This is a genomic window from Mesorhizobium sp. 113-3-9 (assembly GCF_016756515.1).
GTDB lineage: Bacteria > Pseudomonadota > Alphaproteobacteria > Rhizobiales > Rhizobiaceae > Mesorhizobium.
In genome coordinates, this window is record NZ_AP023246.1 from 6,887,445 (window position 1) to 6,912,333 (window position 24,889).

The following is a 24,889-nucleotide window of genomic DNA, read 5'->3' on the forward strand; positions in this document are numbered from 1 at the left end:
AGCATCGAGTTCGGTGCAATCAGAAGGTGGCGATTTGAACAAGGAAACGCAGCACGGGCCAACCCGCTCATGGACAAGTGCGGCTTTCTCGCGCCAGGCCGGCACAGAGGCGATTCCGGGCGAGGTCATGAAGCTTGCCCATCGGGAAAAGCTGGAGCTCTGCTTCTCGCTGGAAAGCATTGCCGATGCACTGCCGAACGTCGACCGCCTCAAATGTCTTGGAACGGCCAAGAAGATCGTTCCGCTGCTCCGTGACATTCATGGGTTTGAGGAGAGGGTGATTTTCCCTGCGTATGAGGCGCACTTGACCCCGGCCGAGACCAAACTTGCCTCTACCAGCCGGTTGCGCATCGAGCACCTTGAGGATCAATGCTTCGCTGGCGAGGTGGCCGAAACGCTCCTAGCGATCGGTCATGGTGATCCGATAGAGAGCGCGGAAGCTGTCGGATTCATGCTACGCGGCTTCTTCGAAGGCTTGCGGCGACACATCGCTTTCGAACGCGAGCATGTCCTGCCGCGGATCGTAATAAGCGACGAAGGCCCCGACGCTTAGGTCTCATTCAAAGGCCGGTTGCCGCGCGCCTCGGCCGCCGCAGCGCTGCTCCAGCCGGCTCATGCTGTCGACCGTTACATGGCGTTTGCTCTCGATCCGGATCACGCCGTCAGCCCGCAATCGCGTAAGCTGGCGGCTCACGGTCTCGTTCGTCAGTCCAAGGAAATCAGAGATGTCGGCACGTGTCAGCGGCAGATCGAAGCATGCCGACCCAGCCGCCGGGTCGATACTGGAATCCATATTCCGGGCGATCATGAGGAGAAAGCTCGCCACCTTCTCCGGTGCGGTCTTGCGCCCGAGAGTCACCATCCATTCAAGTGCCTCGTCGAGTTCGTCCAGCGTCTGCTTGAGCAGGCGATGCTCGAGTCCCGGTGATTCCTTCATTATCCGTTCAACGGCCGCCTTCGGAAACGAGCACAGCGAGACGGAGGTTGCCGCTTCCACATTGATCGTGCTTTTCACCTTGAAGGGCCGTCCCAGAAAATCCGGTGCGAACCGAAGACCGACAATCTGCTGGCGGCCGTCCGAAAGGCACTTCGTCAGCTTCACAACGCCTGAAAGCAAGTTTGAATAGCTGTCGACGGCCTCGGCGTCGGCGATCAGTTCGACCCCCGGCTCGAGCTTGTGCCGCGACGAAGTTTTGGCGAGCCCAACCAAATGGTTTGGATCGAGCGCAGCGCAGACGCCGCGAAGTCGTGCTGCGCAAGACAGGCAAAGAACGGGAATGCCGGAACTGTGAATGTCTTGCCGTACTGTCATTACGCTCGCGCTACCGATCCCAAGTTTCGACAGGATAGCAAGCGATGGCAGAGAAATCCTTGCGGCAGTTTGTCCGTGCTGGAGGCTGACCGAAATCAGGGCATTGGCTCTTCGACGCGTCCAGACTTCCGGCGAGGCAAAAACGGCGGACCACCAAATGAGACCGGAATTAGCTGCCAGGCTTGGCGAGAACGTCCCGCGTTATACCAGTTACCCGACCGCGCCGCATTTCCATCCTGGCGTCGACGCTGATGTCTATCGAAGCTGGTTGAAGGCGCTCGAAAGCGGTGACGAGGTCTCGCTCTACCTGCACATCCCTTATTGCGACCGGCTGTGCTGGTTCTGTGCGTGCCATACAAAGCAGACCCGCCGCTACGAGCCGGTGGCTTCGTATCTCCGCTCGCTTCACGCGGAGATCGCGACTGTCGCCGGTCTTGTCGGCGGCAAGGCCCATGTCCGCGCCGTGCATTTCGGCGGCGGCTCGCCGACCATGCTGAAGCCCGAGGATATGATAGCCTTGGGAACTGTCCTGCGGGATAGCTTCGATTTTCTTGCCGATGCGAAGATCAGCGTCGAAATCGAACCCAACGACATGGACGAAGCCCGCCTTGATACACTTGCCGAGATCGGCATGGCGCGGGCGAGCCTCGGCGTTCAGGATTTCGATCCGAAGGTGCAGAAGGCGATCAATCGCGAGCAGAGCTTTTTGCAGACCAAGGCGGTTGTAGACGGCATTCGCTCTCGCGGCGTAGGGTCCGTGAACCTCGATTTGCTTTACGGCCTGCCGCATCAGACCAGGGAGAGCGTCTGTTCCACCGTGGCGCAGGCGCTGACTCTGGAGCCGGACCGGATGGCGCTGTTCGGCTACGCGCATGTGCCCTGGTTCAAGAAGCATCAGACTATGATCGACGAGGCATGGTTGCCGGGTCCGGCCGAACGGTTCGCTCAGTGGCAAATTGCCGCCCGTCTGATCATGGGCGCCGGATACGAGGCGATTGGAATAGACCATTTCGCCAGGCCGGATGATGCGCTTGCAGTCTCGGCTCGCGCGGGAACAATCCGCCGCAATTTCCAGGGCTACACCGAGGATCGCTGCGAAACACTGATCGGGCTCGGGCCGTCATCGATCAGCCGGTTTCGACAGGGCTATTCGCAGAACATGCCGTCGACAGCCGAATATGGACGCATGGTCGAGGGGGGACATCTGGCCACGGTCCGCGGCATCGCGTTTTCCGAAGATGACCGTGTTCGCGGCTGGATCATCGAGCGCTTGATGTGCGATTTCGGCTTTTCAGCAGCCGATCTGGTGGAACGCTTCGGGGAAGCCGGACAAAAGCTTCTTTTCCAAGCAAGCTCCATCGCCATTGGCGACCCTGCTCGACCGCTTGAACTCCAAGGTGACAGTTACGTCGTATCGGCGGAAAGTCGTCCCTTTGTAAGGAGCATTGCAGCGAAGTTCGACAAATATTTCGAAAGTGGAACGGCCAGGCACTCAGTGGCAGTCTGAGTGCCACAGACGAACGTCACCGTCTTCAGTCGATCGCGAACCTCCTCAAAATCGCCGAAACCAGCAGCTAACAATTCGATAGTGCATATGACGCCACTTTACGATGCTGTGACGACGCGGGTATTTCCCAAAGGGGGTCGCATGGCAGAGGGCTGGGACCCGCCGGAACCCTGCAAGCAGGGCTCCACTTCGTATCCGCCCAAGCAGGTTGGATTGTTCGGCCCAGTCTTTCACTGAATGTCAGCGACGCACCCCATTGCGGCTTCCGCTACTCAGCGCTGCGGCTCTTGAATGCCCCTTTGAGATGAGCTCATTCTGAGTAACAACCGCACGGCGTTCCCACGGGTCTGAAACCATGCATCAGTGCGGCTAGCACGCCCTGCGCCTGTTCGCGGTTTCCGGGCCGCCCAGGCACTTACTTGACCTCCAGCTGCTCGAAGTTCGCGCATAGGCCTTACATGACGGATCGGTAGGCCGCGACCGCCGGGAAATTAGGCACCCGGGCGGCTGCGCCAATTGACCAACTTTATGCTTCGATTACTCGGAATCTGAACCTGACACGCGTCGCGATTTCTCTGACATGCCGGCGGGCAAGCTTTCCTTTCTGGCCTTGGCAAACGCTCTGTCACCTTCCAGAAACCCTGCCAGCATGAAAGGTATGAGTTCCGCTACCGTTTCAGACTCGCCATAGGTCTGGCGGTAAAGCGCCGCATAGTCCTTGAGTGCTTGGTTCAGGTCCGCGCTAACGGTGATGGTCATCTTCGAAGGTGTCCGGTCCGGAAGCTTTCCAAGTTTCAGATCTGCCATGATTACTCCTGTTCAAGTCGGGTATGGGCGCAGCACAAGATCCTTGTGTACAATCACGCGTAGGGGCCAACCGGGGCGGACGATAATGGTGGGTTGAATATTCAGGTTCTTTTCGGTGATGCGCTGGCCGGCTTGACTGATGTTTTGCTGAGTGGATTCCCGGATCGCCTTAACTAGGTCGCTTTCGTTTTCCCCAAAGCTCAACTCGGTACCAACGCCCAGTAGCGTCGCTAGAGCAACTCCCTTGATCAGCTGCCAGGTGTGAAAATCGACCTTGTCTTCAAGCCCAGCATAGCCGGCAGTATCCGTCGCTGGCAGATTGTCGATTTCGATCGAGGAACCGTCGGGCAGGATTATTCGCTGCCAGACCAGCAATGCGCGCCTCTGCCCAAAAGCCACGACGCTGTCATAAGTGCCGATGAGGCGTGAGCCTTGCGGAATGAGCACAATGCTGCCGGTGACTGTGTCGTGCACATTCTCGGTGACCTGCGCGACGACAAGGCCAGGCAAGTCGGAATTTATGCCGGTGACGAGACTGGCCGCGATCACGCTGCCGGCCATCAGTTGGTAGGGCGAGGCCGGCGTCTGCAGCGCATGCGGATTGTAGATCCCGCTTGTGTTTCGCTGACTGACCAAATCGAGCTTGCGCTGTTGGTTGTTCTGGTCACCCTCGGCTGGGGCAACGGAAGCTGACGTGCGCCTCGCTCCGGATTGCGGAAGCGCCTCAGACGGCTGCTGCGCACTCGGCCCGCCGCCGGCGACATCTGTCTGTCTGGGTCGATTGTCGATCCGGAACAAGACTTGCGACTCGCGCGCCTCAATTGCTTGCTGGGCAAGGCGCTGCTCCTCGGCGGAGATATCCTGCCCTGGCGCGATGCCGAGCTGACGTTGGCGTTCAAGGATGGGGCGACCGAGGTCGCCGGGCAGTGGCGGTCCGAGCACAGGGGCCTTCGGCATGATCCCGGAATAGTCCTTGGGAAGCGCTTCTAGTCCCTCGGCGGGTGGCTTGCGCTCGGTGTTATAGCGGTCCTCTGCCTGGTGCTTGATACGCCATGCCGGTCCTTGAAGCGCCATCATCGTGACGCCCAGAATGGCACCGGATCCGACTGCAGCGATGGCGATGATCACACCGCGCCTGAATCGGACAGCGCGGCGGGGCGAGGCTCGCAATTGCAGCTGCTCGGGATCGAGTTTCGGCGGCGCATCGGATCGGGAAGTATCGGTCATGAGCGCTCCCCTCACCTGCTGGGCCGCGCAAAGAGCGGAATCCGCCGCGGCGGTTGCCGGCCGTCAGTCCTGGTGATGCGCACCACCTGCTGCTGCTTGCTGCCTAGACGCAGTTCTGCAGCGCCAAAGAGGCGATCGACGATGTAGTAGTTGCCGCGCATGCGATAATTGACGAGCTGGCTGTCCCCATCGGCACCGACGATGAAGAGAGGAGGCGCTTCACCCTGATCAATGCGACGGGGGAATTCGATATAGACCTTGCTGCCATCGTCGAAAGCGCGCGTCGGCCTCCAGGGTGGTGTGTCGCCGGTGATTGAATACCGAAAGCGGATATTCTCGAGCGCCACATTCGACGCCACCGGCGTGGCAGCCTCGGCTTGGGCGTTGCGCTGGCGTAGCGCGATGATCTGGTCCTCGCTATAGGTCCAGGAGATCGCCGCCATTGAGGTCTTCTCGGTGCTTTGAAGCTGCAAATGGTAGGTGCGTCGTTCCGTGGTGATCACCAGATTTGTGTTAAGTCCCGGCGCGAAGGGTTTTACCAGCACATGGGTGCGCTGATTGTCACCGGTGCCGCTGACGGTATCGCCGATCACCCAACGCACCGTGTCGCCGGCCGACACGGCTGTTAGCTTCTCGCCCGGCTGGAGTGCGATATCGGTAACGCGCTCCGGCGCGGCATAGAGCTGATAGAGTGCGCCATCGGCGAATGGATAGACCTGAACCGCATTCACGTACCCATACCTGGTGGGTTGCTGCGTCGCTGCTTTATTGGCATCGGAGACCCGTTCTTCAGGAGAGCGCTTGTCATCGGCCACCCTGCCCGGATCGGGCTGTAGCTGACCTGGCAACGGCAGCGGCTTTGGCACTTCGACTATCTTGACCGGCTTCTCCGGCGGCTTCTCGATTGCGGCTGGTTTGAAATCGGCAGCATCATAGGAAATCTCAGGCGGCGGTACCGGCTTCGACGCGCAGGCGGAGAGGACTGCTGTAGAGGCCGACAGGATCAGCACGGCACGGACCGACGACATTCTATTCTTCATTGGTGGACTCCTTTTGGGGAAACGGACGTCGGCGCAGCACTGTCGAGCTCGCGCGACCAGTCGATCGCATTGATGAAGACGCCGAGCGGGTTGTTGCGCAGTTGGTCAGTATTACTTGGCGGGCGGATCACGATGGTGAGGATCGCGGTCCAGCGCGTCGTGCTGGCAAGGCTGCCGCGCTCAAAAACCTGCTCGGCCCATTTGACCTGGAACGAGCTGTCGGAAGCCCTGACCACGCTGGTCACTTGCACCGACACGCTGCGTGTGCCGATCTGGCCGAAAGGATCGTTCGCCTTGGCGTACTCGTTGAGAAAGAGCGCCGCGCGGTCGGTGGCGAAGTCATAGGCCGAAAGCCAGTTCTGCCGCACCAGCACCGGATCGGTGGAAACGGAACGGACATTCTGAATGAAGCGGCCGAGATGCCACGCGATCTGGGCATCGGAGGGCTCGTAGCCCCGGATTGCCGGCGCAACGGCGCGTGCCTCGCCGAAGCCGTCGACCTCGACGACGTAAGGCACGACGCGGCTCTGCATCGACTGCCACACGAGTCCGCCGGAAAGTCCGGCCGCCAAGGTCAGACAGCCAAGAGCCATGAACCGCCAGTTGCGGGCCTGCACTCGAGATGAGCCTATGCGCTCGTCCCAGAGCTGCGCGGCCTTCTGATACGGCGTGACCGGCTCGGGCGTCTTGCCGTAACGTTGAATGGGTCGCTTGAATAGCATTTAGTCGTCCTTGTCGTTGAGAGAGGGATTGGCGCTGCCTCCCGGCCTGTCGCCTTCACGGACGGCCTGCATGGCGGTGTGACGGTGGGCACGGGCTGTCTGTTCGGAACGCAGGCGCCTGGCCCAGCCGGGCGCGGCATCAGCGACCGGACCAGTAGGGCTTCCGGTCATGGATGCGGTCGGCGCACCACCGGTCGCGGTCCAGGCAGCTTCGCGCCCGGCATCAACGCTGCGCCCGAAGCCTCCTGCGGCAGATCGTGCCGCCCGCATTGCGGCGCCGCCGGCGGCGCTGGTCACACCATGCATTCCAGCAGCTACACCGGACAGGCCGGACTCGGGCGATGTTGCGCGCCCGATCTGCCAGGCCGTAGAAGCCGCTGACCCCATGGTCGTGCCGGCACGGAGTGCGGTGAGACCGCTGCCGGTTGCCGTGCGCGCGCCGGCAAATGCTGCGCCTGCGGCAACGAGCGATGCACCGGCTGCGGCTGCCGTGGTTCCAAGTGCGGCGCCCGCGCCAAGCTGCGGCGCGCCCGAGACAAGACCGGAGGCTATCCCAGGTCCGAAAATGCCGAGACCAAGGAGCGCCAAGGCGCCCAGGACCTGTGACATGGCGGCGGCCAGATCCGGCTCCTTGCCTTGCAGCGCGGAAGCGAACTCGCCAAAGAGCGTGGAGCCGATGCCGATGATGACGGCCAACACCATTACCTTGATGCCCGACGAGATGACATTGCCGAGCACGCGCTCGGCGAGAAACGCTGACCGGTTCCAAAGCGCGAAGGGCACAAGAATGAATCCGGCCAGAGTGGTGAGTTTGAATTCGAGGATGGTGATGAAGAGTTGGATGGAGAGGATGAAGAAGGCGATGATGACCAGGAACCAGGCCACGAGCAGCACGAAGATGGTGAGCGCGTTGCCGAAGATTTCTGGGAAGCCGAGAAGCTGGCTTGCCTGATCGAGAAGCGGCCAGGCGCCCTCGAAACCGGTTGCGGCAATGCGGCCCGGATGCAGGAGATTGTCGGCGGAGAGATTGCCTGAGGACGCATTGATGCCGAGGCCAGCGAAGGACCGATAGATGATGTCGGCGAGGTTCTTGAAGTTATTCAAGATGAAGGCAAAGACGCCGACATAGAGCACTTTGCGGATGAGCCGGCCGAATATGTTGGGTTCGCCGCCGAATGCCCAGGCGAGGCCGGCAAGTGTGACGTCGATGCCGATCAGGGTCGTGGTAAGGAAGGCGACATCGCCCGAGAGCAGACCGAACCCGCTATCGATGTAGCGGATGAAGGTCTCCATGAAGCGATCAATGACCCCAAGGTCGTTCATGCCGCCTTCCTCGTCGTCAAGAGATTGGTGATCAGTTGCCGGGATAGGCCGTGCCTGTGCCGAGGAAGCGCTTTGTCGTCTCGCGCGCGGCCTCCTCGGACTGCGCCTTGCGCGCCGCATCCTCGGCCTCAGCGCGGAACTGCGTTGCGAGCAGCGTCTGGATCTGCATCTGCTGCTTGGTCGAAAGCGCAAGGAGCTGGTTAGTGGCCTGACTTGCCTGAAGCGCACCGGCCGCGCCTTGGCTGCGGTTGACGAGATCGGCAAGCAGGTCGCCATCACCGCGAACATTCTCGACGATCTGCGACTGAACACCCATGGTCTGACGGAATGCCTGCATTGCGCTTTGCCAGCGGTCACGTGCGGCGCTCGCTACATCGCTGACCTTGATCGTGGCGTCGTAGCTTTCCGGATATTGATTACGCCACTGGTCCTGAAGCTTGTTGAGATCAAAGCTCAGGCCACTTGCCTGGTCCATCAGACCGTCGATCCGTTGGAGCGAGCCGGTAAGCTGACCCACGGAAGAAAAATCCAGACTCTGAAGATTGCGTGCCATGTTCTGCAGCACGGTCGCCTGGTTCTGGAGCGACTGGATCTGGTTGTTGATCTGCTCCAGCGAGCGCGCCGCCGTGAGCACGTTCTGAGCGTAGTTCGACGGATCGAACACGATGAGCGCGTAGGCCGGCTGCACGTAGTCGGCCATCGGCTTGGCGATCAACGAAAGGGTGATCAGGCCCGAGAGAAAGCGGCGCCGCATCATGACGATTGCTCCTTGGTTGGTTGAGGGAATTGCTGGAGAAGCTCGGCCGCCCAATCGAGGCCGCGGGCGCCGAGGAAGCGAAAGACAAAGCTGTCCTGCCCGTGCTCGGACAGGACCCTGTCGATCAGGCTTTGCGCGGCTGGACCCGAGGCGCCGCAAAGTGCAAGCGCGATGGGGCCGAGCCCGAGCTCGAAGAGACGGTTGCCGCAGCGCGACTGCAAATAGTAGTGCCGCTTCGGCGTGGCCCGGGCGATCAGTTCGATCTGCCGGTTGTTGAGACCGAAGCGCTCATAGGCAGTCCGTGCCTGCGGTTCCACGGCACGATCATTGGGGAGAAAAATGCGCTGTGGGCAGCTCTCGATGATCGCCGGCGCTATTGCAGAGCCGGCGATGTCGGCAAGCGACTGCGTGGCGAAGATCACCGATACGTTCTTCTTTCGCAGCACCTTCAGCCATTGGCGGATGCGGGCAGCAAAAAGCGGATTGTCGAGATAGACCCAGGCCTCATCGAGCATGAGCAGCGTCGGTCGCCCGTCGAACCGCTCCTCAAGGCGATGGAAGAGATAGGTGAGCACAGGCAGCACAGCGCTTTGGCTATGCATCAGCTCCTCGGTCTCGAAGCACTGCACATCCGACAAGGCCAGCCGATCGTCATCGGCATCGAGCAATTGGCCGAAGGGACCGTCGAGCGTGTAGGGCATTAAGGCGGACTTCAGTGCATTGGACTGAAGCAGGACCGACAGACCGGTCAGCGTGCGCTCCTGCGCCGGCGCGGTGGCGAGGCTGTTGAGCGCCGACCAGATCGCCTCCTTCACCTCCGGCGTGAGGGTGACGTTCTCATGGGCAATCAGGCCGGCGATCCATTCAGCTGCCCAGCTGCGCCTACCCTGATCACCGATATTGCGCAGTGGCTGGAAGGCAAGCGCACCGTCCGAACCCAAGACATGATGCTCTCCACCCATGGCGAGCGTTGCCGCGCGCGCCGAATTGCCTTTGTCGAAGACATAGACCTGCGCGCCGGCATAGCGACGAAACTGCAGGGCGATCAGGGCAAGCAGCACCGATTTTCCGGCGCCGGTCGGTCCAACGATCAGCATGTGGCCGACATCTTCGACATGGGAAGAAAGCCGGAACGGAGTCGACCCGCTGGTTTCGGCGATGAGGAGCGGCGGGGCCTCTCGTCCAGTGACTTCAGCCAGATGCTCGTTCGCCGCAGGACCGGCCCACACCGAGGAAAGCGGCATGAGATGGGCAAGGTTCAGCGTGTGAACGAGCGGCTGACGAACGTTGGCATAGACATGACCCGGCAGCGAGCCGAGCCAGGCTTCGACCGCATTGACGCTTTCGCGGATGGTGGTGAACCCGAGCCCATTGATGATGCGCTCGACCGCGCGAAGTTTCTCAGCGGCGGCTTGGCGATCCTCGTCCCATACCGTCACCGTTGCAGTGAGATACCCGAAGCCGACATGATCGCCGCCCAACGCCTGAAGTGCTTCATCGGCGTCGAGCGCCTTATTGTCGGCGTCGCTGTCGACGAGCGGAACGGGTTCGTTGCTTACAACCTCGCGCAGGATTGCGACGATCGATTTGCGCTTGGCAAACCACTGCCGGCGCAAGCGGGTCAGCGTCTTGGTGGCCTCGGTCTTGTCGAGCGGAATGAAGCGCGTCATCCAGCGATAGGCGAAATCCTGATGATTGAGGGCATCGAGGATTCCGGGCCGGGTGAGGTTCGGAAAGCCGAGGATGGTAAGTGTGCGAAGATGTTGCACACCCAGCATCGGCTCCAAGCCGCCGGTAAGCGGCACATCGACCAGGATGCCGTCCAGATACATTGGCATTTCCGGCACGGCGACCGGATGGCGGCGGGTCGAGATCGTGTCGTGCAGGTATGTCAGCGTCTCGGCGTCATCGAGCGGACGCACTTCGGGCATGAAGCCCGACAGAAGATCCAGCACACGGTCGGTCTCGTCACGGAACCGCGCCATCTCCTGGCGCCAGTCTCTTTCGCCTTCTGAATGATGCGAGTCGACGAGCGCGCTTTCCGCCCGCGCCTGGGCGTCCGGTGGCGGCATGGACAACAAGGTCAGGTGATAGCGGCTCTCGAAATGCGCGACCTTGCCTTCGAAGGCAGCACGCCGTTCTTCATCAACCAGCCATGACGCCGCGTCCGGGAAACGCGAGGACGGATAGCCCAGCGCTTCGATGCGCTCGGCCTCGAAAAACAATGTCCAGCCGGAGCCAAAGCGTCTAAGCGCATTGTTGGCCCGGGCGCAGATGCCGATGAGTTCGGCTTCGGTCGAGCTTTCCAGATCGGGCCCGCGAAACCGAAGAGTCCGCTGAACGCTGCCGTCCTTGTTGAGCACGATGCCGGGCGCCACCAGTGCTGCCCAGGGCAGATGGTCGGCAAGCCGGTCGGCCTTGCCGCGATATTCCGAAAGGTTCAGCATGCGAGCCATCCCCTCAGGCGAAGGTGACGGACAAGCACGCTGGCAAAGTCGGGATCGCGCCTTGCGGCAAAGACCGCGAGCGTGTGGCCGCCAAGCCAGAGCACTAGCCCGGCAATCCATTGCTGCAAGCCTAGTCCGATGGCCGCAGCCACCGTGCCGTTGAGGATCGCCACCGCCCGCGGCGCGCCGCCCAGCAGGATCGGTTCAGTCAAGGCCCGGTGAACGGGAACCTCGAAGCCCTCGATATGTTGCACTCCGGCGGCCATCAGACGAGCGCCCCGCCGCCGAAGGAGAAGAACGAGAGGAAGAAGCTCGATGCGGCGAAGGCGATCGACAGGCCGAAGACGATCTGAATCAGCCGGCGGAAACCGCCTGCAGTATCGCCGAAGGCAAGGGTCAAGCCGGTGGTGATGATGATGATCACCGCGACGATTTTGGCGACCGGTCCCTGCACCGATTCCAGGATCTGCTGCAGCGGCTGTTCCCAAGGCATGCCGGAGCCGGCAGCGTGCGCCGGAACTGTGAGAAGAAACGCGAGCGCGGCAAACGAAAGAAAGCGGAGCTTCTTGCGCATAAGGGGGCCTTTCAGAGTTGCTGGAGTTGCGGAGGCGTGAGTGGGGTGAGGGCGTAGTCGCCGCTGCCGTCGAGACCTGTGACCTCAGCGATTGCATCGATGCGGCGCGACGAGCCGCGCCCCGCGATGAAGACGATGAGATCGATGGCATTGGCGATGAGGCGGCGCGGCACGGTGACGACAGCTTCCTGTGCAAGCTGCTCGATGCGATAGAGGGCAGAGCGCGCCGAATTGGCATGAACCGTGGCGATGCCGCCGGGGTGCCCGGTGTTCCATGCCTTGAGCATGTCCAGCGCTTCCGCGCCCCTGACTTCACCGACGATGATGCGGTCGGGGCGGAGCCGGAGCGTCGAGCGCACGAGATCGGCGAGTGTGACCGAGCCCCGCCTGGTTCTCAGGGCAACGCAGTCCTTTGCTGCGCATTGCAGTTCGCGGGTGTCCTCGATGAGGATCACTCGCTCGTCGCATTCGGCGACTTCGGCCAGCAGCGCATTGGCAAGCGTCGTCTTACCCGACGACGTGCCTCCGGCGACAAGGATGTTGCGCCGTTCTCGGACTGCCTTTATCAACGCATCGGCCTGCAGCGGCAACATGATGCGATCCGCAACATAGTTGGCCAGCGTGTAGAGCTTTGCGGCTGGTTTGCGGATGGCAAAGCAAGGCGCCAGCACGACAGGCGGCAGCAGTCCCTCGAAGCGTTCGCCCGATGGCAATTCGGCGCTGACAATCGGATTGTCCGCATGCGCCTCGGCACGCACGTGGGAAGCGACCAGGCGGATGATGCGTTCCGCCTCGGAAGGATGCATATGCACGGCCGTATCGATTCGGCCTTCTCCCAGCCGGTCGAGCCGCAGCGCACCATCGGGATTGACCATCACCTCGATGACCAATGGATCGGCCAGCGCCTCAGTGATCGTCGGACCCATGGCGGTGCGCAGCATGGCGCGGCGTCGGTGGTCGGCCTCTGGATGAGCGCTCATCCTTCCCCTCCTCCGCCATTGTCTTTGCCAAACGAGCGTTTCCCCGATGCGATCTGGCGACCGACCTGCTCGACGAATTTGTCGAAACGCTCCTGAGCAATCGCCTGCGTCGCCTTGTCCGGAACAGGCGTGTGGGCATGAAGCGTGATCGAAAAGCGGATGAAGAGCGCCAAGCTTTCCAATGTCATGTCGACATCGCGCCTGACGTGACTGAGGTCGCGGGAAAGACGGTCCAGCCTCATGCCATAGCGCCGATCGAGTTCATTCTCGCCACGCCGCTCGATGAAAGCTTCTACGGCCTTCGCGACGACCGCGGATTTTGTGGTCGAGGGATCGCGGCTGAGGTTGTCCAGCTTCTCGCTCAATTCCGGTTCGAGCAGAAACTGGTGACGAATGCGGTGGGGCTTCATGCGCTTGTTCCAACTGGCCGGCGCTGGCGGGCCGGCGGCGGAACAAGCATTATCGAGATGCCCAAAATTGCTTACGGCCGTTATCTACGCTGAGATACGCCCGAGCTGCGGAAAGCGTTCAGAAGCCGGGGACGATATCCTTATCATCGTCCCTTCCCTCGTTGATGCCATAGGCACCTGCGACGGTGGAGATCCGGTCCATGACGCGCTTGTCCGCCATCGCCTCGCTATCATCGTCTGCGGGTCTGGACAGATCGTCCTGGTCCGGTTCCTGGGTGACGGCGGTATGTTCTTCGGGTAGGCCAGGATGGCGCTGCTGCTGAACACCTCCCTCGTCCGCAAGCGCGGCGCCAGCGCTTTCATCGTCGGACGCAAGACGACGGTCGACGCCGCGTACTTGCCCAGTCCAATCGTCCGGCCGCGACATCGGGCAGTCCGCGTAGGGTCCGTCGCGCAACACCGGCGAAGGCAGCACCCGCTCGGTGAAATTGTGATCCTCATAGTATCGCAGCTTTTTGGCCCGGATGGGGGGCAGTCCCGAAACCAGCACCAGTTCGTCCGCGGGCGGCAATTGCATCACCTCGCCCGGTGTCAGCAGCGGGCGGGCGGTTTCCTGGCGGCTCACCATGACATGCGAGAGCCAAGGTGCCAGCCGGTGGCCCGCATAGTTGCGCATGGATCTGAGTTCCGTGGCCGTGCCAAGCGCGTCCGAGATTCGCTTGGCCGTGCGCTCATCATTGGAGGAAAAGGCAATTCGCAAATGGCAGTTGTCCAGAATGGCGTTGTTGTCGCCATACGCTTTGGAGATCTGGTTCAACGATTGCGCGATCAAGTAGGCACGAATTCCGTAACCGGCCATAAACGCGAGCGCGGTCTCAAAGAAGTCGAGGCGACCGAGCGCCGGAAACTCATCCAGCATCATGAGCAGTTGATGCTTGCGGCTCTTCTTTGGGTCACCCTCGAGGCGCTCCGTCAGCCGCCTGCCGATTTGGTTCAGGATCAGTCGCACCAAGGGCTTGGTGCGCGAGATGTCCGATGGCGGCACGACCAGATAGAGCGACATCGGCCACTCCGCATCCATCAGATCGGCAATGCGCCAGTCGCAGTCCGATGTTACCGCCGCCACGGTCGGATCACGGTAGAGGCCGAGAAAAGACATGGCGGTCGAGAGGACGCCTGAACGTTCGTTCTCCGATTTGTTCAACACCTCTCGTGCCGCCGAGGCCACGACGGGATGGACCTCAGGCTTATTGGCCGAGCCGAGATGGTTGGTCGTCATCATTCGCCGCAAAGTCGCGGCAAACGAGCGTTGCGGGTCCGACAGAAAGGTGGCGACGCGGGCAAGAGTCTTTTCCTCTTCGGCGTAGAGCACGTGCAAGATAGCGCCGACGAGGAGTGAATGACTGGTCTTCTCCCAATGATTCCGCCGCTCCAGCGCGCCTTCCGGATCGACTAGAATGTCGGCGATGTTTTGGACATCGCGAATCTCGTCCGAACCTTTGCGTACCTCCAGCAGCGGGTTGTAGCGGGCCGATCGCGGATCAGTCGGATTGAACAAAAGGCAATGCGAGAACCTCGACCGCCAGCCGGAGCTCAGCTGCCAGTTCTCGCCTTTGATGTCGTGAATGACGGCCGAGCCGGACCAGGAGAGAAGGGTTGGGACAACCAGTCCGACGCCCTTGCCGGAACGTGTCGGCGCAAAGGCCATGACGTGCTCAGGCCCGTCATGACGCAGATACCGGTCCTTCAGTTTGCCGAGGAAGACGCCTGCCGGCTGAAACAGCCCTGCTTTCTCGATCTCCCGCGTCGCCGCCCATCGAGAGGAGCCATAGGTGGTGACCAAGCCGCGCTGGCGCGCGCGCCAGAGGGAACCAGCGATCGCAGCGGCACAGCCCATGAATCCACTGGTGCCCGCAAGCATGCCCGCCTTGTCGAATACCTCGGGCGCATAGGCATCGAATTGGAACCACCATTCCAACAGTTTCCACGGCTCGTAGATCGGCCAGCCAGCCGCGACAAACCATGGCGCGCCGAGTTGTTCCTGAAAGGCTAGCATATGAGCGCACCATTGCGTGGCAGCCCACACGCTGAGGAGAACGATGGCGAACACAATGGCGATCTGCCCAATCAGAAGCTTCGTGGGCGTCACTGGCTTGCTCCGCTGTTCTGGAGAGATGGATCGAGCATCGCCCGGGACGGCCGGAACAGGAATGCGCCCTATGTACGACTTGGTGCGATGAGAGGCTGTTTGGCGCGCCGTTTGCTCTCCTTCGAGGTGTATCAATATTCGCGCATTCCCGAGGACTGCTACGTCGGAGGGGACTCATATCGGTCGTGCCTATCGTGAGCACGTGGTCGGCGAGCTGGCGGTGGCGTGCGGGCAAGCCGCTGAGGAAATTCTGAACATCGAGTCCGGTCTGAGGTACAACAAGCCTATCGAGATCGGATCGCGAGGTAGCCCTGCCCGCCATGGGAATTCCTCAGGCGAGTACCGACTTATTGGGCGCTGCCTTATAAGTGGAAGGCGCCTTCCCGTTGCCTCTATCCCAGATAAGTTACCTTCCGGCCTTCAGTTGCCAAGCATATGACCGGCATTTCGCAACGCGTCTAGGAAGAGGCCGGCATGGTGAGTGACATCGAATTTGGCCTGCATTGACACCGGCATGCTGGTCCAATTCTCCAACGGTGCAATGAAGCGGGAGAAGGTATCGTCGATGACGCAGTAGCGGCTAATAAGGCCTTGTCTGTCCAACGCCAGCACACCAATCTGCCCGCCTCGATATCGGATGGCTGCGAGCCGTTGGACCTCGGCGTCATCATCGATCCGCACATCGAAAAGCAGGTTTCCGCGGCTCCTCGCGGCTATCTCCGCCGCTTTGTCATTGAAGCTCAAGCAGAGTGAGCGGACGCTTTCCACTGCCATCTGGAAAACCAACAAATCCAGTTCATTCACGGCCATGTGGGCAGTTGAGCCAATAAATGGATGATTGCAATGTCGCACACGGCTTGTTCACAGGTGTCGGCGACTGATTGTTCGTGGCTTTCTGTCCGCTGCCGGCGATGGAATATTTGAAGGACGGCGGGTCCCGTATTTCCTGTCGCGTTGGCAACCGCGGCGGCCACCTGCCGGGCGGCAGCGGCAGAGACAATGTCATAGACAGGTGGAAGCGTGGGCTTTCTGCCCTTCAATAGTTCCCTGACCATACAGATTTGCACGCGCGGCCGCAGCTTGCCGCCCGCCTCAACGGATTCGGCTTCTCTGGCAGCACGTTCCATTGCTGCGGTCGCCTTGTTGAGCGTCACCAGAACGCCAAGCTTCGTGGCTGGCAAGATCGCCAACTCGCTCAAGCTCACGACCTCTATTCGATGGACGGGCACGGCCGTGCATCGCCGCGGCAGGGGACAACATCGTCGTGACCGACCCTCAAGCCCTATATCGTGTCGGCGGGATCGTTCAGCAGGAACGGCGAGATCGCCGTGGAGGGCAAGCCCTTCTACATCGTGGCCGGCGGCGGGAGCGGCAAGATCCACGATCAAGCAGCTGAGAAAGATCACGCATATAGCCACGATCCCGCGGTCCAGCCGATCTACATTTGAGGACGACCAGATCAAGCAGCGCGCCCTGTCGAATTTGGGTCCGGGATTGGCAGTTGGTCTATCCCTTCCTGACGATGGAACGCTCGATCCAGTCATGGCTTATAAGGCGGAGACCAGAGCGCAGATGAGTACGCGCCTACTACGAGATCGGCTATCGCACCAATTCGAGCGGATCACGATCGATGCGACACCGTGGCTTTCTTCGAGGGCGGGAAGCCGCTTGAGGCCTGCTACGCCGGCGAAGGCTGTGAAATCCTGACCTCGAAGAAAGGAAACCGCATGGGCGTCAAATTTCGCTTCGGCGTCGCCTTGGCCTCCTCACACTTGGTTGGCTGACTCAGCGGGCAACCCGGTCGAGAAAAGCGTCGAATGCGGCAGCGACAACGCGCATCGCAAAGCGATGCTGCCGCCTTACGCGGACAAAACCCTTTTCGATGTCCACAATCCCGTCCTTGGCAAGCATCGCCAAGCGTTCAGCTGAATCGAGAAAATGGATCGGATCAGATCCGTGGGCGGCACAGATTGCCGGCACATCGGCCTCGAGATCGCACATTAGTCGCTCGATGATTGCGGCTCGCGCGCGGTCTTCGTCGGTGAGACGGTAGCCCTTTGACGTCGCCAGACGGCCAGCCGCGATGTGCCGGCAGTAGGAATCCCGTGTAACCTCGTTCTGAACGTAGCCCTCGCCGACACGCCCGATAGCCGACGCGCCGAAACCGATCAGGGTTTTGCAGGTGTCGGCCGAGTAGCCCAGCGAGTTGCGCCGCAGGCGACCGGTTTTCTGTGCCAGCGCGAGATCGTCGTCCGGCAAGGCGAAATGGTCGAGCCCGATCTCTCGGTAGCCGGCGGCAATCAGCGTCACGGCAATGGCCGCATCCTGTTCGGCGCGGGCAGCGCTGCCCGGAAGCGATGCCTCCTCGATGAGGCGCTGATTCTTAATAAAGGACGGAATGTGCGAGTAGCCGAACACCGCAAGCCGGTTGGGGCGCATGGCGACCGCCGCCCTCGTGGTCTCGACGCAAGACTGCACCGTTTGATGCGGGAGACCAAAGATGAGGTCGAAGTTGATGCTTGTCACTCCATGCCGACGCAGCATTTCGACGGCAGCCGCCGTCTGCGCCTCACTCTGGACCCGGTTGATCGCTCTTTGAACAATGGGATCGAAGCTCTGCACGCCGAGGCTCGCGCGGTTCACGCCGGCTGCTTGCAAGGCTTCGGCCATATCGGCCGTGAACGTGCGTGGATCGATCTCGACGGCGATCGTAGCTGTTTCCGCAAGCGCAAAGTGGCGGCGCAGGAATTCCGTCAGGGCGAGGAACTCAACTGGCCCCATGAGAGTTGGCGTTCCGCCGCCGAAATGCACATCGCTCACGGGCAGCGCCTGCGGCGCGTGCTCCGAGACCAAACGTATCTCGTCACGCAGCGCCGCCAGATAATTAACGATCGGCGCATCATGGCGGGTGATGGTGGTGGGGAAGCCGCAATACCAGCACTTTGATCGGCAGAACGGAACGTGCAAGTAGAGTGACGCCGGATCGTTAGCCGGTAGGTTCCTGAGCCATTCCTCATAAGCGTCGGCGCCGACCGCCCCAGAGAACTCCGCGACAGTCGGATAGATGGTGTACCAAGGCAGGTGGGCTTCGCGATGTTTTGTGGTCTGCAACAGTTACCGTCCCATGTTGTTGCCTTCCATCCTTACCACTGCGCTCTCCTGTGTCTTTGCGCTATATCAGTCCGGTCCGCTTTGGGCCCGATTATTTCGCAGCGATAGCCCCATTCAGCCTTGGCTGGACAGCGATGGTATGAGCACGCGCTGGTCAGCGACAAGCGCCGTGGGTTTCCCGTCGAGACTTTCCCGCACACCGTTTGGTGCTACTATCCTATCCTATCCCCTCCCTTCAGCGTCCGATGGAACGCAGCATGCCCCGTCCGACCAGTCGATTCGGCGTTGGGACCAGACTTTTGCTCGCCGGCTGGTGCGTAAGACGGCGTCACGTAGCGATACCTGGCATCTCGATGAGTTCGTCGTATTAATTGCCGGCACGAGGCTTTGGCTGTGGCGCACCGTCTGTCAGAGCGGGAATTGTGCTCGAGGAGACCGTCCAGGTCCGCCCCTGCCAAGGCTGCAAGCCTGATGAACCAATTTAGAAAGTAGCGCTACGCCAGGCGCATGATCACCGACAAATCGCGCTCCTGTGGCCCGGCAAAGCGCCGGAGTGAAGCGCAACTCAAGCATCGCTCGCAGCTGACAATCGAGCGAATTCGCATGTGCTTCCGTAAAAACAAAAATGGCCCATGCACGGCTTCCGATTCAGAGAGGGGCTTACAACGGCTCGTCTCGACCTTCCCGCCTTTCGGAACCACTTTGTCCGGACTAGCTGGACAGCTGGTGCACCTCGCCACCGCCGAGGTGTGGCCCTTCGCCCTAACGAGGACGCTTACGCCTAGGCATGTCGGCATCAGTGGGGCATCTCGGCTGACGTACCGAGCGGTGCACTCGCATGATGTCAACAATGTCGAGGCTCAAAACAAACAAAAGCTATCGCCATTGAACGATACTGTCGCGAAGCGAACAGACGAACCATGTCCGAAACATTTGCTTTTCGTGCTCAGCTTGACCCTCAGAGCAGAAAAGGAAACGCAAGCCAAGGTCCGACGGCAAACTTGAGTGTCAATCGTAGCTTGGTCGTGAGGTTGGCACGTCGCTTGCGGGGTGATTTTCTGAAGCCGGTACGCCCGCAGCTATCGGAGATAATCATGGCGATCGACCCAGAAGTGTTTGATTCCTCCCCCGGGCATTTCAAGCAGGTGATATGAGAACAACATCTTATCGCGTGGAAGTATGATTCAGATTCATCGCCTCTGTTGTTGAATCATTATTATGACCCGTGCGTCATACTGCGATGGGCGCAGCGCGATGTGCATCGTTTTCGATTGTGGGACAGGAAGGGCTGGCTCGTTCGTTGACGTCCCCTTCTTTAATATTTGAACGGAGATCAAGAATGAACATCAGGAGCCTCCTGCTCGGCTCAGCTGCGGCCCTGATCGCCGTTTCCTGTGCCCGAGCCGCCGACGCCATCGTCCTGGCCGAGCCTGAGCCCGTTGAATACGTCAAGATCTGCGACGTTTACGGCGCTGGTTACTACTACATCCCCGGCACCGAGACCTGCCTGCGCATCGGCGGCTATATCCGTTACGACATCGGCCTCGGCGATGTCGTGTCGCATGACAAAGCTAGAGCCACGGATGTGAAGACTGGCGAGGCCCAGGGCATATGGCAAAACCACACGCGTTTCACATTCAAAACTTGGACCGGGCAAGAGACCGAACTCGGTACATTGCAGACCTACATCGAGACCCGCATGAACTACGGCAAGCACACGGCCTATTCCGGTTCGGACAGTCCTCGATACTATGCCTTCAGCCAAGGCATCACGTTGACTTTCGCCTGGGTTCAGCTTGGTGGCCTCCGAGTTGGCAAGGACTGGTCCGCCTTCGACATGTTTAATGGCTACGCGGGCGACGTGCTCAATCAGATGCTTATCCCGTACGGCGCCTTCGATACTAATGTGGTTCAGTACTACTTTGACGCCGGTAACGGCTTTTCGGCTGTGGTTTCACTCGAAGAAGGCTCGGGCCTGGTCGGCACCATCGACAGCTACGTTCCGCACCTAGTCGGCGGAGTGAAATACACACAACACTGGGGCGCGATCACCGGCGTTGTCGCTTATGATAGCAACTACGAATCGGTCGCGGGCAAGGTCCGCATCGACGTCGATGTTACCGACCAACTCTCGCTATTCGGAATGTTCGGCTACGGCTCCAGCGGCAAGCTCAACGATGACGTCACTAACGCAATCGACGCTCATGGTCGCGGGTTCTACAAAAGTTGGGGCGGTAACTGGGCTTTCTGGGCCGGCGCCACTTACAAGCTCAATGAGACAACTTCGTTGAATCTTCAGCTCTCGGGTGATCAGCTCAGGAACTATGGTGTCGCTGCAAACGTCGCCTATACGTTTCTTGCAGATTTCACAATTACAGCCGAACTCGACTATGACCGCTACGGCGACTTCGCCGTCGGCAAGGTCGACCCTTCCATTAGCTGGGCGAATGCCAACAAAAAGAGCAGTGTCGGCGGCATCCTCCGTTTCGAACGTTCATTCTAACGGGAGGAAGAGCTTCATCTCGGTGCCTCAGGCGGCGAATGACGATTATGCGGGGGACCTGCCACGCCTGCGGCAGATAAGCGCTGGCACGTTTGCAATCGGATACAGCTGCGATTAGGGCGCGGCCGATGCCCCGCCTGCCGGGATGTGACAGCTGGCAAAGCGTTGCGGCAGGTTTGCTGGCGGTCCCGGCACTTGCGCTGACGCGTGCGGCGCAGTCCGGCGACACGGTGGAGGCCGCCGGCAGATGGGTGGGCGCGTGATCGCCGAAGCAATCGCCGAACTCGCCTAGTATCCCAGCTTCGATAACGACTGAATCGGCGGCGACTCAATGCAACCTTGGCTTCCGGAGACCGCGCTGACCGCCGCCGGCCTGACCGCGCTCGCCGCGCAGGATGCTTCGGACAAGCAAATCACCTGCGTCAAGGCGCCCTTCAAGTCGCTGATCGACCATGTCTTTATCTCGCCCAATCTCCTGCCGTGCGGCCACGATTTCATGATCCTCGCGCTCGACCGAACCATCGAGCGGTTCCTGGAAGTGTCCGATCATCGCCCGGTCCTCTTGCGACTGGCCGGGCCTATCGGTGAGCGTTAGATCCAGAACGAGGTTACACGGGATTCCTACAGCCCGCACATCGCAGCTGGCCGCCTGGCAAAGTCAAAGGGCAACCGTCTCACCGACGAAGACCGCGGCGAGCCGCAATCATCGAGCGAGGACGAAATAGGGACAGCGAAGGGTTTTATCCGCATGCGGCAGGAGGATCGCTTTGTGGTTAGCGCTATTGCTGCGTATTCGATGCTTTTCTCGACCGGGTTTGCCAGTAGGCACAGCCAAGCAGCGTGAGGGGAGGCCAAAGGGATAACCAATCGTCGCTAAACGGCATGCTCCAGCAAATAACGGCAAGGCGGTAGCGGCGCGCTTGAGCCCCGGTTGAAGTGCTTGGAGTTTTTTCCGAATGGGCGAGCGTTGCGACTAATGAAGGCGTCACATCATTCGACGGTGACTGATTTTGCCAGGTTGCGTGGCTGGTCGAGATCTGTGCCCATGAAGAGCGCCGTGTGGTACGCAAGAAGCTGTATCGGCAGCGAGAAGATCATCGGCGCGATAATCTCGTCGGTGGCCGGCAGCACGATCGTGTGCATCGTATCGAGTTTCGATGCGGCTGCCCCTTTTCCATCGGTGATGAGGATAATGCGCCCTCCGCGGGCGGCCACTTCCTGCATGTTGGAGAGGGTCTTGTCGAAAAAGCGATCATGTGGCGCGATGACGATCACTGGCATGTTCTCGTCTATCAATGCGATAGGACCGTGCTTCAATTCACCCGCCGCATAGCCTTCGGCGTGGATGTAGGAAATCTCCTTGAGCTTCAGCGCCCCCTCCATCGCCAGCGGGAAATTTGTGCCACGGCCGAGATAAAGGACATGATGACACTTTGACAGTTCGCGCGACAGAAGCTCAATCTCCGGCTGGATGCTGTCCAGTACCTGCCTCATGAGGCGCGGCATTTCGGCGAGGCTCTCGACGAGCGCCTGCACCTCATCTTCGGTCACGGTTCCGCGGGCCTTGGCTGCGTGGATGGCGAGTGCGGCAAGAGCGGCTAGCTGGCAGGTGAAGGCCTTGGTGGAGGCGACGCCGATCTCTGGGCCGGCAAGGATCGGGAAGACCACATCGGCCTCCCGAGCGATGGTCGATTCGCGCGCATTGACGACAGCGCCAATTTTCAGCCCAAGCTGCTTGCAGTACCTCAGCGATGCCAGCGTATCGGCGGTTTCGCCCGACTGTGAAATGAACAGAGCCGCAGACTGCGGCGACAATGGAATCTCGCGATAGCGGAATTCGGATGCAACATCTATTTCGACCGGCAGGCGCGCATAGCGCTCGAACCAGTATTTTCCGATCAGCCCGGCGAGATATGCGGTGCCGCAGGCAGAGATCGCCAAGCTCGGGATCTTGGCGAAGTCGATGCCAGAAACCGCATCGGCACCATTTTCGATGAAATTGATATAATGACCGAGCGCATCGGCGATGACCTCGGGCTGCTCGAGGATTTCCTTCTCCATGAAGTGGCGATGGCTGCCCTTGTTGGCCAGAGTGGCCACGGCCACGGAGGTCTGGCGCGGACGCGCGACGGGGTGGCCGTCGTAATCAAATATATCAGCGCCCGTCCTGCCGACAACGGCCCAGTCACCGTCGATGAGATAGGTGATTTCATTCGTGAATGGAGCAAGCGCGATCGCGTCGGAGCCCAGGAACATCTCGCCGTCGCCGTGACCGATCGCCAGCGGTGGTCCATTGCGCGCCGCGATGATGGTCGACGGATCATCCTCAAAGAGGATGGCAAGCGCGTAGGCACCCCTGACGCTTTTCAGCATGGCATGCACCGCCTCACCACGCCTCATGCCCTCCCGGCGGTGCCTTGCCAAGAGATGCGCAAGGACCTCAGTGTCGGTGTCGGTCTGGAACTCGGCTCCCGTCGCCGCCAATTCGTCCTTCAGTTCGGCGAAATTCTCGATGATGCCGTTATGGACGACGGCCACACCATCCGTGAAGTGCGGGTGTGCATTGCGTTCCGTCGGTGGCCCATGGGTTGCCCAGCGGGTGTGGGCGATGCCGATGGTACCACCCAGCGGCTCTTCCTTGAGTCTCCTCTCGAGATTGACGAGCTTGCCCTCCGCGCGCCGGCGGTGCAAGGTGCCATCGGTGATCGTCGCAATGCCGGCCGAATCATAGCCGCGGTATTCCAGACGCTTCAATGCGTCGACCAGGCGTTCCGACACCGGCTGTTGCCCAACGATGCCAACAATTCCGCACATGTTCTTCTCCGAAGTCTTCCCGGCAGCCTTAGCCGACGCAGACGAGGGACGCCGCCCGGCATGCGCTCAGTTAGAGTCTTCTAATGGAATCCAGTCAGTTCGGTAAAATTGATTGTTGGGATAGCCATCATCCACGCCATGGATGAACTAAATCTCAGTCCAATGCGGGTGATGTGAACCGGGGCGTACGCTTCCGCCTTCAACGGGCTGCGCATATCATGGCCGGCGCCCTCACCTGCGTTAATAGCATGCAAGCCGGCCGGAGGAGACGGGGAATACTTGGGCCGAGTGCGAATGGGTAGCCCCAGCGCACTCTTTGATCTCGCCGTTCAATTGTGCGGACGCTGCTTCATGCATCATTCCTCGGTTTGCTTCTCCAGGCCGGACGCAATGACTCCTTTCGGCGACGAGAAGCAAACCCTCTCTTCCGATCCCTGGGGCCACGCACCACGTCTTAGCTACCGCATGGGCCGTGCGGCAGGCCGAGAATCGGTCGCCACAGTACCGGCCCATTCAGACGTCCCCTCCAGCGGATGCGCAACAGGCTGGCGTGAGAGATCTCGAGAAACCCGGCCACCGCCTCCGTTTTGCCGACGGGCTGCGGCTTTCCGATGCGCGACAATGGCCACGTTGCGAGGCGAAGGATCCGTTCCATACGCGTATCGGTCACCGTCACGATCCGGGTGAGATTGTTGGCCAAGCCGAATTCGATCATGCCGGCGAAGAGCTCGTAGGTTGCTTGGGCAAGGCCGCCTGCCGCCTTGGGCGTTGATGGGGGCAAATCGAGCGCGAAACGGCTGCTTTCCCATATGTCGGGACTCGCGGGCGCCACAGCTTCACCCAGCAGCGCCGGGAATGTGTCGCGCAACATGGTCGGCCCAGTGGTTGGCAAGAGGCGCACGCAGCCACGAATTCGCCAATCGGATCCCTTGAGCAGCAGATAGACAGGCTTCAAGTCGTCAAAGGTGTCTGTTTCCATTTCGCCTCCGGTCTGAACTTCCCAATCGAGCCTCTCCTTGAAAACCCGATATCTGAGCCCGTGCATCTCTTTGAGCTCGCCTGCGAATTCGCTGTAGAGGCCAGGTGTGATCAGCTGAATCATTCGTCGCCTCCGTGCGGGTTGTGTTCCCGCCATCGAAGGGCAAAGCGCACAGCGATGCAGCCTGTGGACGTTTACAGCTATCCTCGCGGAAGGATCCGGATCTC

General features: G+C 60.5%; 22 protein-coding genes. 4 read left to right on the forward strand and 18 right to left on the reverse strand.

Annotated features, from left to right (window positions below; translation table 11 throughout):
- Positions 1-13: 13 nt before the first annotated feature.
- A complete protein-coding gene (locus tag MesoLj_RS33070; protein ID WP_202323962.1) occupies positions 14-553 on the forward strand; it encodes a hemerythrin domain-containing protein in 540 nt (179 codons plus the stop codon).
- A gap of 3 nt (positions 554-556) precedes the next feature.
- Here the strand turns inward: MesoLj_RS33070 and MesoLj_RS33075 are convergent, their stop codons facing one another.
- A complete protein-coding gene (locus MesoLj_RS33075) occupies positions 557-1,312 on the reverse strand; it encodes a Crp/Fnr family transcriptional regulator (RefSeq protein ID WP_202295860.1) in 756 nt (251 codons plus the stop codon).
- Between the two features lie 157 nt (positions 1,313-1,469).
- Between MesoLj_RS33075 and hemN (MesoLj_RS33080) the strand changes: the two genes are divergently transcribed.
- Positions 1,470-2,819 carry an oxygen-independent coproporphyrinogen III oxidase gene (gene hemN, locus MesoLj_RS33080; RefSeq protein ID WP_096453978.1) on the forward strand — a complete coding sequence of 450 codons (1,350 nt, stop codon included), beginning with the start codon at positions 1,470-1,472 and terminating at the stop codon, positions 2,817-2,819.
- A 537-nt stretch (positions 2,820-3,356) separates the two neighbouring features.
- Here the strand turns inward: hemN (MesoLj_RS33080) and MesoLj_RS33085 are convergent.
- From MesoLj_RS33085 to hemN (MesoLj_RS33160), 15 genes are all read right to left on the reverse strand, one after another.
- Positions 3,357-3,626: a DUF2274 domain-containing protein gene (locus MesoLj_RS33085; protein ID WP_010914026.1), complete on the reverse strand. Its 270-nt coding sequence runs from the start codon at positions 3,624-3,626 to the stop codon at positions 3,357-3,359.
- A 12-nt stretch (positions 3,627-3,638) separates the two neighbouring features.
- Positions 3,639-4,853, reverse strand: coding sequence for a TrbI/VirB10 family protein (locus tag MesoLj_RS33090; RefSeq protein ID WP_202323963.1), 1,215 nt, complete (start codon positions 4,851-4,853; stop codon positions 3,639-3,641).
- An 11-nt stretch (positions 4,854-4,864) separates the two neighbouring features.
- Positions 4,865-5,893 carry a P-type conjugative transfer protein TrbG gene (trbG, locus tag MesoLj_RS33095; protein WP_064987383.1) on the reverse strand — a complete coding sequence of 343 codons (1,029 nt, stop codon included), beginning with the start codon at positions 5,891-5,893 and terminating at the stop codon, positions 4,865-4,867.
- Positions 5,890-6,615 (reverse strand): conjugal transfer protein TrbF, encoded by a 726-nt coding sequence (trbF, locus tag MesoLj_RS33100; RefSeq protein ID WP_202295869.1) that lies wholly within the window; start codon positions 6,613-6,615, stop codon positions 5,890-5,892. The genes trbG and trbF overlap by 4 nt, the downstream gene beginning before the upstream one ends.
- Positions 6,616-7,938: a P-type conjugative transfer protein TrbL gene (gene trbL, locus MesoLj_RS33105; RefSeq protein WP_027033454.1), complete on the reverse strand. Its 1,323-nt coding sequence runs from the start codon at positions 7,936-7,938 to the stop codon at positions 6,616-6,618. It abuts the gene before it with no gap.
- 31 nt (positions 7,939-7,969) lie between these two features.
- Positions 7,970-8,695, reverse strand: coding sequence for a P-type conjugative transfer protein TrbJ (trbJ, locus tag MesoLj_RS33110; RefSeq protein WP_065004902.1), 726 nt, complete (start codon positions 8,693-8,695; stop codon positions 7,970-7,972).
- Entirely contained in the window at positions 8,692-11,142 is a 2,451-nt protein-coding gene (gene trbE, locus MesoLj_RS33115) for a conjugal transfer protein TrbE (RefSeq protein WP_202323964.1), read from the reverse strand. The genes trbJ and trbE overlap by 4 nt, the downstream gene beginning before the upstream one ends.
- Complete coding sequence (locus tag MesoLj_RS33120; RefSeq protein ID WP_006329217.1) at positions 11,136-11,408, reverse strand: VirB3 family type IV secretion system protein; 273 nt, start codon at positions 11,406-11,408, stop codon at positions 11,136-11,138. Before MesoLj_RS33120 ends, trbE begins: the two co-directional genes overlap by 7 nt.
- Positions 11,408-11,716: a TrbC/VirB2 family protein gene (locus MesoLj_RS33125; protein WP_010914020.1), complete on the reverse strand. Its 309-nt coding sequence runs from the start codon at positions 11,714-11,716 to the stop codon at positions 11,408-11,410. The genes MesoLj_RS33120 and MesoLj_RS33125 overlap by 1 nt, the downstream gene beginning before the upstream one ends.
- A gap of 11 nt (positions 11,717-11,727) precedes the next feature.
- Complete coding sequence (trbB, locus tag MesoLj_RS33130) at positions 11,728-12,696, reverse strand: P-type conjugative transfer ATPase TrbB (RefSeq protein ID WP_202295876.1); 969 nt, start codon at positions 12,694-12,696, stop codon at positions 11,728-11,730.
- Positions 12,693-13,106 (reverse strand): hypothetical protein, encoded by a 414-nt coding sequence (locus MesoLj_RS33135; RefSeq protein ID WP_006329210.1) that lies wholly within the window; start codon positions 13,104-13,106, stop codon positions 12,693-12,695. Before MesoLj_RS33135 ends, trbB begins: the two co-directional genes overlap by 4 nt.
- A 118-nt stretch (positions 13,107-13,224) precedes the next feature.
- Positions 13,225-15,255 (reverse strand): conjugal transfer protein TraG, encoded by a 2,031-nt coding sequence (locus tag MesoLj_RS33140; RefSeq protein ID WP_202323965.1) that lies wholly within the window; start codon positions 15,253-15,255, stop codon positions 13,225-13,227.
- A gap of 420 nt (positions 15,256-15,675) precedes the next feature.
- Positions 15,676-16,065: a hypothetical protein gene (locus MesoLj_RS33145; protein WP_172352291.1), complete on the reverse strand. Its 390-nt coding sequence runs from the start codon at positions 16,063-16,065 to the stop codon at positions 15,676-15,678.
- Positions 16,056-16,454, reverse strand: a complete 399-nt coding sequence (locus MesoLj_RS33150) for a hypothetical protein (RefSeq protein ID WP_172347046.1) — start codon at positions 16,452-16,454, stop codon at positions 16,056-16,058. Before MesoLj_RS33150 ends, MesoLj_RS33145 begins: the two co-directional genes overlap by 10 nt.
- Before the next feature lie 586 nt (positions 16,455-17,040).
- A complete protein-coding gene (hemN, locus tag MesoLj_RS33160; protein ID WP_202323967.1) occupies positions 17,041-18,366 on the reverse strand; it encodes an oxygen-independent coproporphyrinogen III oxidase in 1,326 nt (441 codons plus the stop codon).
- Positions 18,367-19,705: 1,339 nt separating this feature from the next.
- Here hemN (MesoLj_RS33160) and MesoLj_RS33165 point away from each other — a divergent pair.
- Positions 19,706-20,869, forward strand: a complete 1,164-nt coding sequence (locus MesoLj_RS33165; RefSeq protein ID WP_202323968.1) for a porin — start codon at positions 19,706-19,708, stop codon at positions 20,867-20,869.
- A gap of 331 nt (positions 20,870-21,200) precedes the next feature.
- The gene (locus MesoLj_RS33170; RefSeq protein WP_044549227.1) at positions 21,201-21,464 is read left to right on the forward strand and encodes a hypothetical protein; all 264 of its coding nucleotides are present in this window, start codon (positions 21,201-21,203) and stop codon (positions 21,462-21,464) included.
- Between the two features lie 395 nt (positions 21,465-21,859).
- Here MesoLj_RS33170 and glmS read toward each other — a convergent pair whose 3' ends face one another.
- Positions 21,860-23,683 (reverse strand): glutamine--fructose-6-phosphate transaminase (isomerizing), encoded by a 1,824-nt coding sequence (gene glmS / locus MesoLj_RS33175; RefSeq protein ID WP_010914009.1) that lies wholly within the window; start codon positions 23,681-23,683, stop codon positions 21,860-21,862.
- A 454-nt stretch (positions 23,684-24,137) separates the two neighbouring features.
- Positions 24,138-24,785 carry an acyl-homoserine-lactone synthase gene (locus tag MesoLj_RS33180; RefSeq protein ID WP_044549225.1) on the reverse strand — a complete coding sequence of 216 codons (648 nt, stop codon included), beginning with the start codon at positions 24,783-24,785 and terminating at the stop codon, positions 24,138-24,140.
- Positions 24,786-24,889: the final 104 nt, after the last annotated feature.

Excerpts from the sequence above, each read along its gene's own strand:
- MesoLj_RS33075 (WP_202295860.1), bottom strand. The coding sequence starts at position 1,312 with ATGACAGTACGGCAAGACATTCACAGTTCCGGCATTCCCGTTCTTTGC.
- trbF (WP_202295869.1), bottom strand. The coding sequence starts at position 6,615 with ATGCTATTCAAGCGACCCATTCAACGTTACGGCAAGACGCCCGAGCCG.
- MesoLj_RS33090 (WP_202323963.1), bottom strand. The coding sequence starts at position 4,853 with ATGACCGATACTTCCCGATCCGATGCGCCGCCGAAACTCGATCCCGAG.
- MesoLj_RS33135 (WP_006329210.1), bottom strand. The coding sequence starts at position 13,106 with ATGAAGCCCCACCGCATTCGTCACCAGTTTCTGCTCGAACCGGAATTG.
- MesoLj_RS33180 (WP_044549225.1), bottom strand. The coding sequence starts at position 24,785 with ATGATTCAGCTGATCACACCTGGCCTCTACAGCGAATTCGCAGGCGAG.
- MesoLj_RS33165 (WP_202323968.1), top strand. The coding sequence starts at position 19,706 with ATGAACATCAGGAGCCTCCTGCTCGGCTCAGCTGCGGCCCTGATCGCC.
- glmS (WP_010914009.1), bottom strand. The coding sequence starts at position 23,683 with ATGTGCGGAATTGTTGGCATCGTTGGGCAACAGCCGGTGTCGGAACGC.
- trbG (WP_064987383.1), bottom strand. The coding sequence starts at position 5,893 with ATGAAGAATAGAATGTCGTCGGTCCGTGCCGTGCTGATCCTGTCGGCC.
- hemN (WP_096453978.1), top strand. The coding sequence starts at position 1,470 with ATGAGACCGGAATTAGCTGCCAGGCTTGGCGAGAACGTCCCGCGTTAT.
- MesoLj_RS33120 (WP_006329217.1), bottom strand. The coding sequence starts at position 11,408 with ATGGCCGCCGGAGTGCAACATATCGAGGGCTTCGAGGTTCCCGTTCAC.
- MesoLj_RS33085 (WP_010914026.1), bottom strand. The coding sequence starts at position 3,626 with ATGGCAGATCTGAAACTTGGAAAGCTTCCGGACCGGACACCTTCGAAG.
- trbB (WP_202295876.1), bottom strand. The coding sequence starts at position 12,696 with ATGAGCGCTCATCCAGAGGCCGACCACCGACGCCGCGCCATGCTGCGC.
- MesoLj_RS33125 (WP_010914020.1), bottom strand. The coding sequence starts at position 11,716 with ATGCGCAAGAAGCTCCGCTTTCTTTCGTTTGCCGCGCTCGCGTTTCTT.
- trbJ (WP_065004902.1), bottom strand. The coding sequence starts at position 8,695 with ATGATGCGGCGCCGCTTTCTCTCGGGCCTGATCACCCTTTCGTTGATC.
- MesoLj_RS33145 (WP_172352291.1), bottom strand. The coding sequence starts at position 16,065 with ATGGCCGTGAATGAACTGGATTTGTTGGTTTTCCAGATGGCAGTGGAA.
- trbL (WP_027033454.1), bottom strand. The coding sequence starts at position 7,938 with ATGAACGACCTTGGGGTCATTGATCGCTTCATGGAGACCTTCATCCGC.
- trbE (WP_202323964.1), bottom strand. The coding sequence starts at position 11,142 with ATGCTGAACCTTTCGGAATATCGCGGCAAGGCCGACCGGCTTGCCGAC.
- MesoLj_RS33170 (WP_044549227.1), top strand. The coding sequence starts at position 21,201 with ATGCAACCTTGGCTTCCGGAGACCGCGCTGACCGCCGCCGGCCTGACC.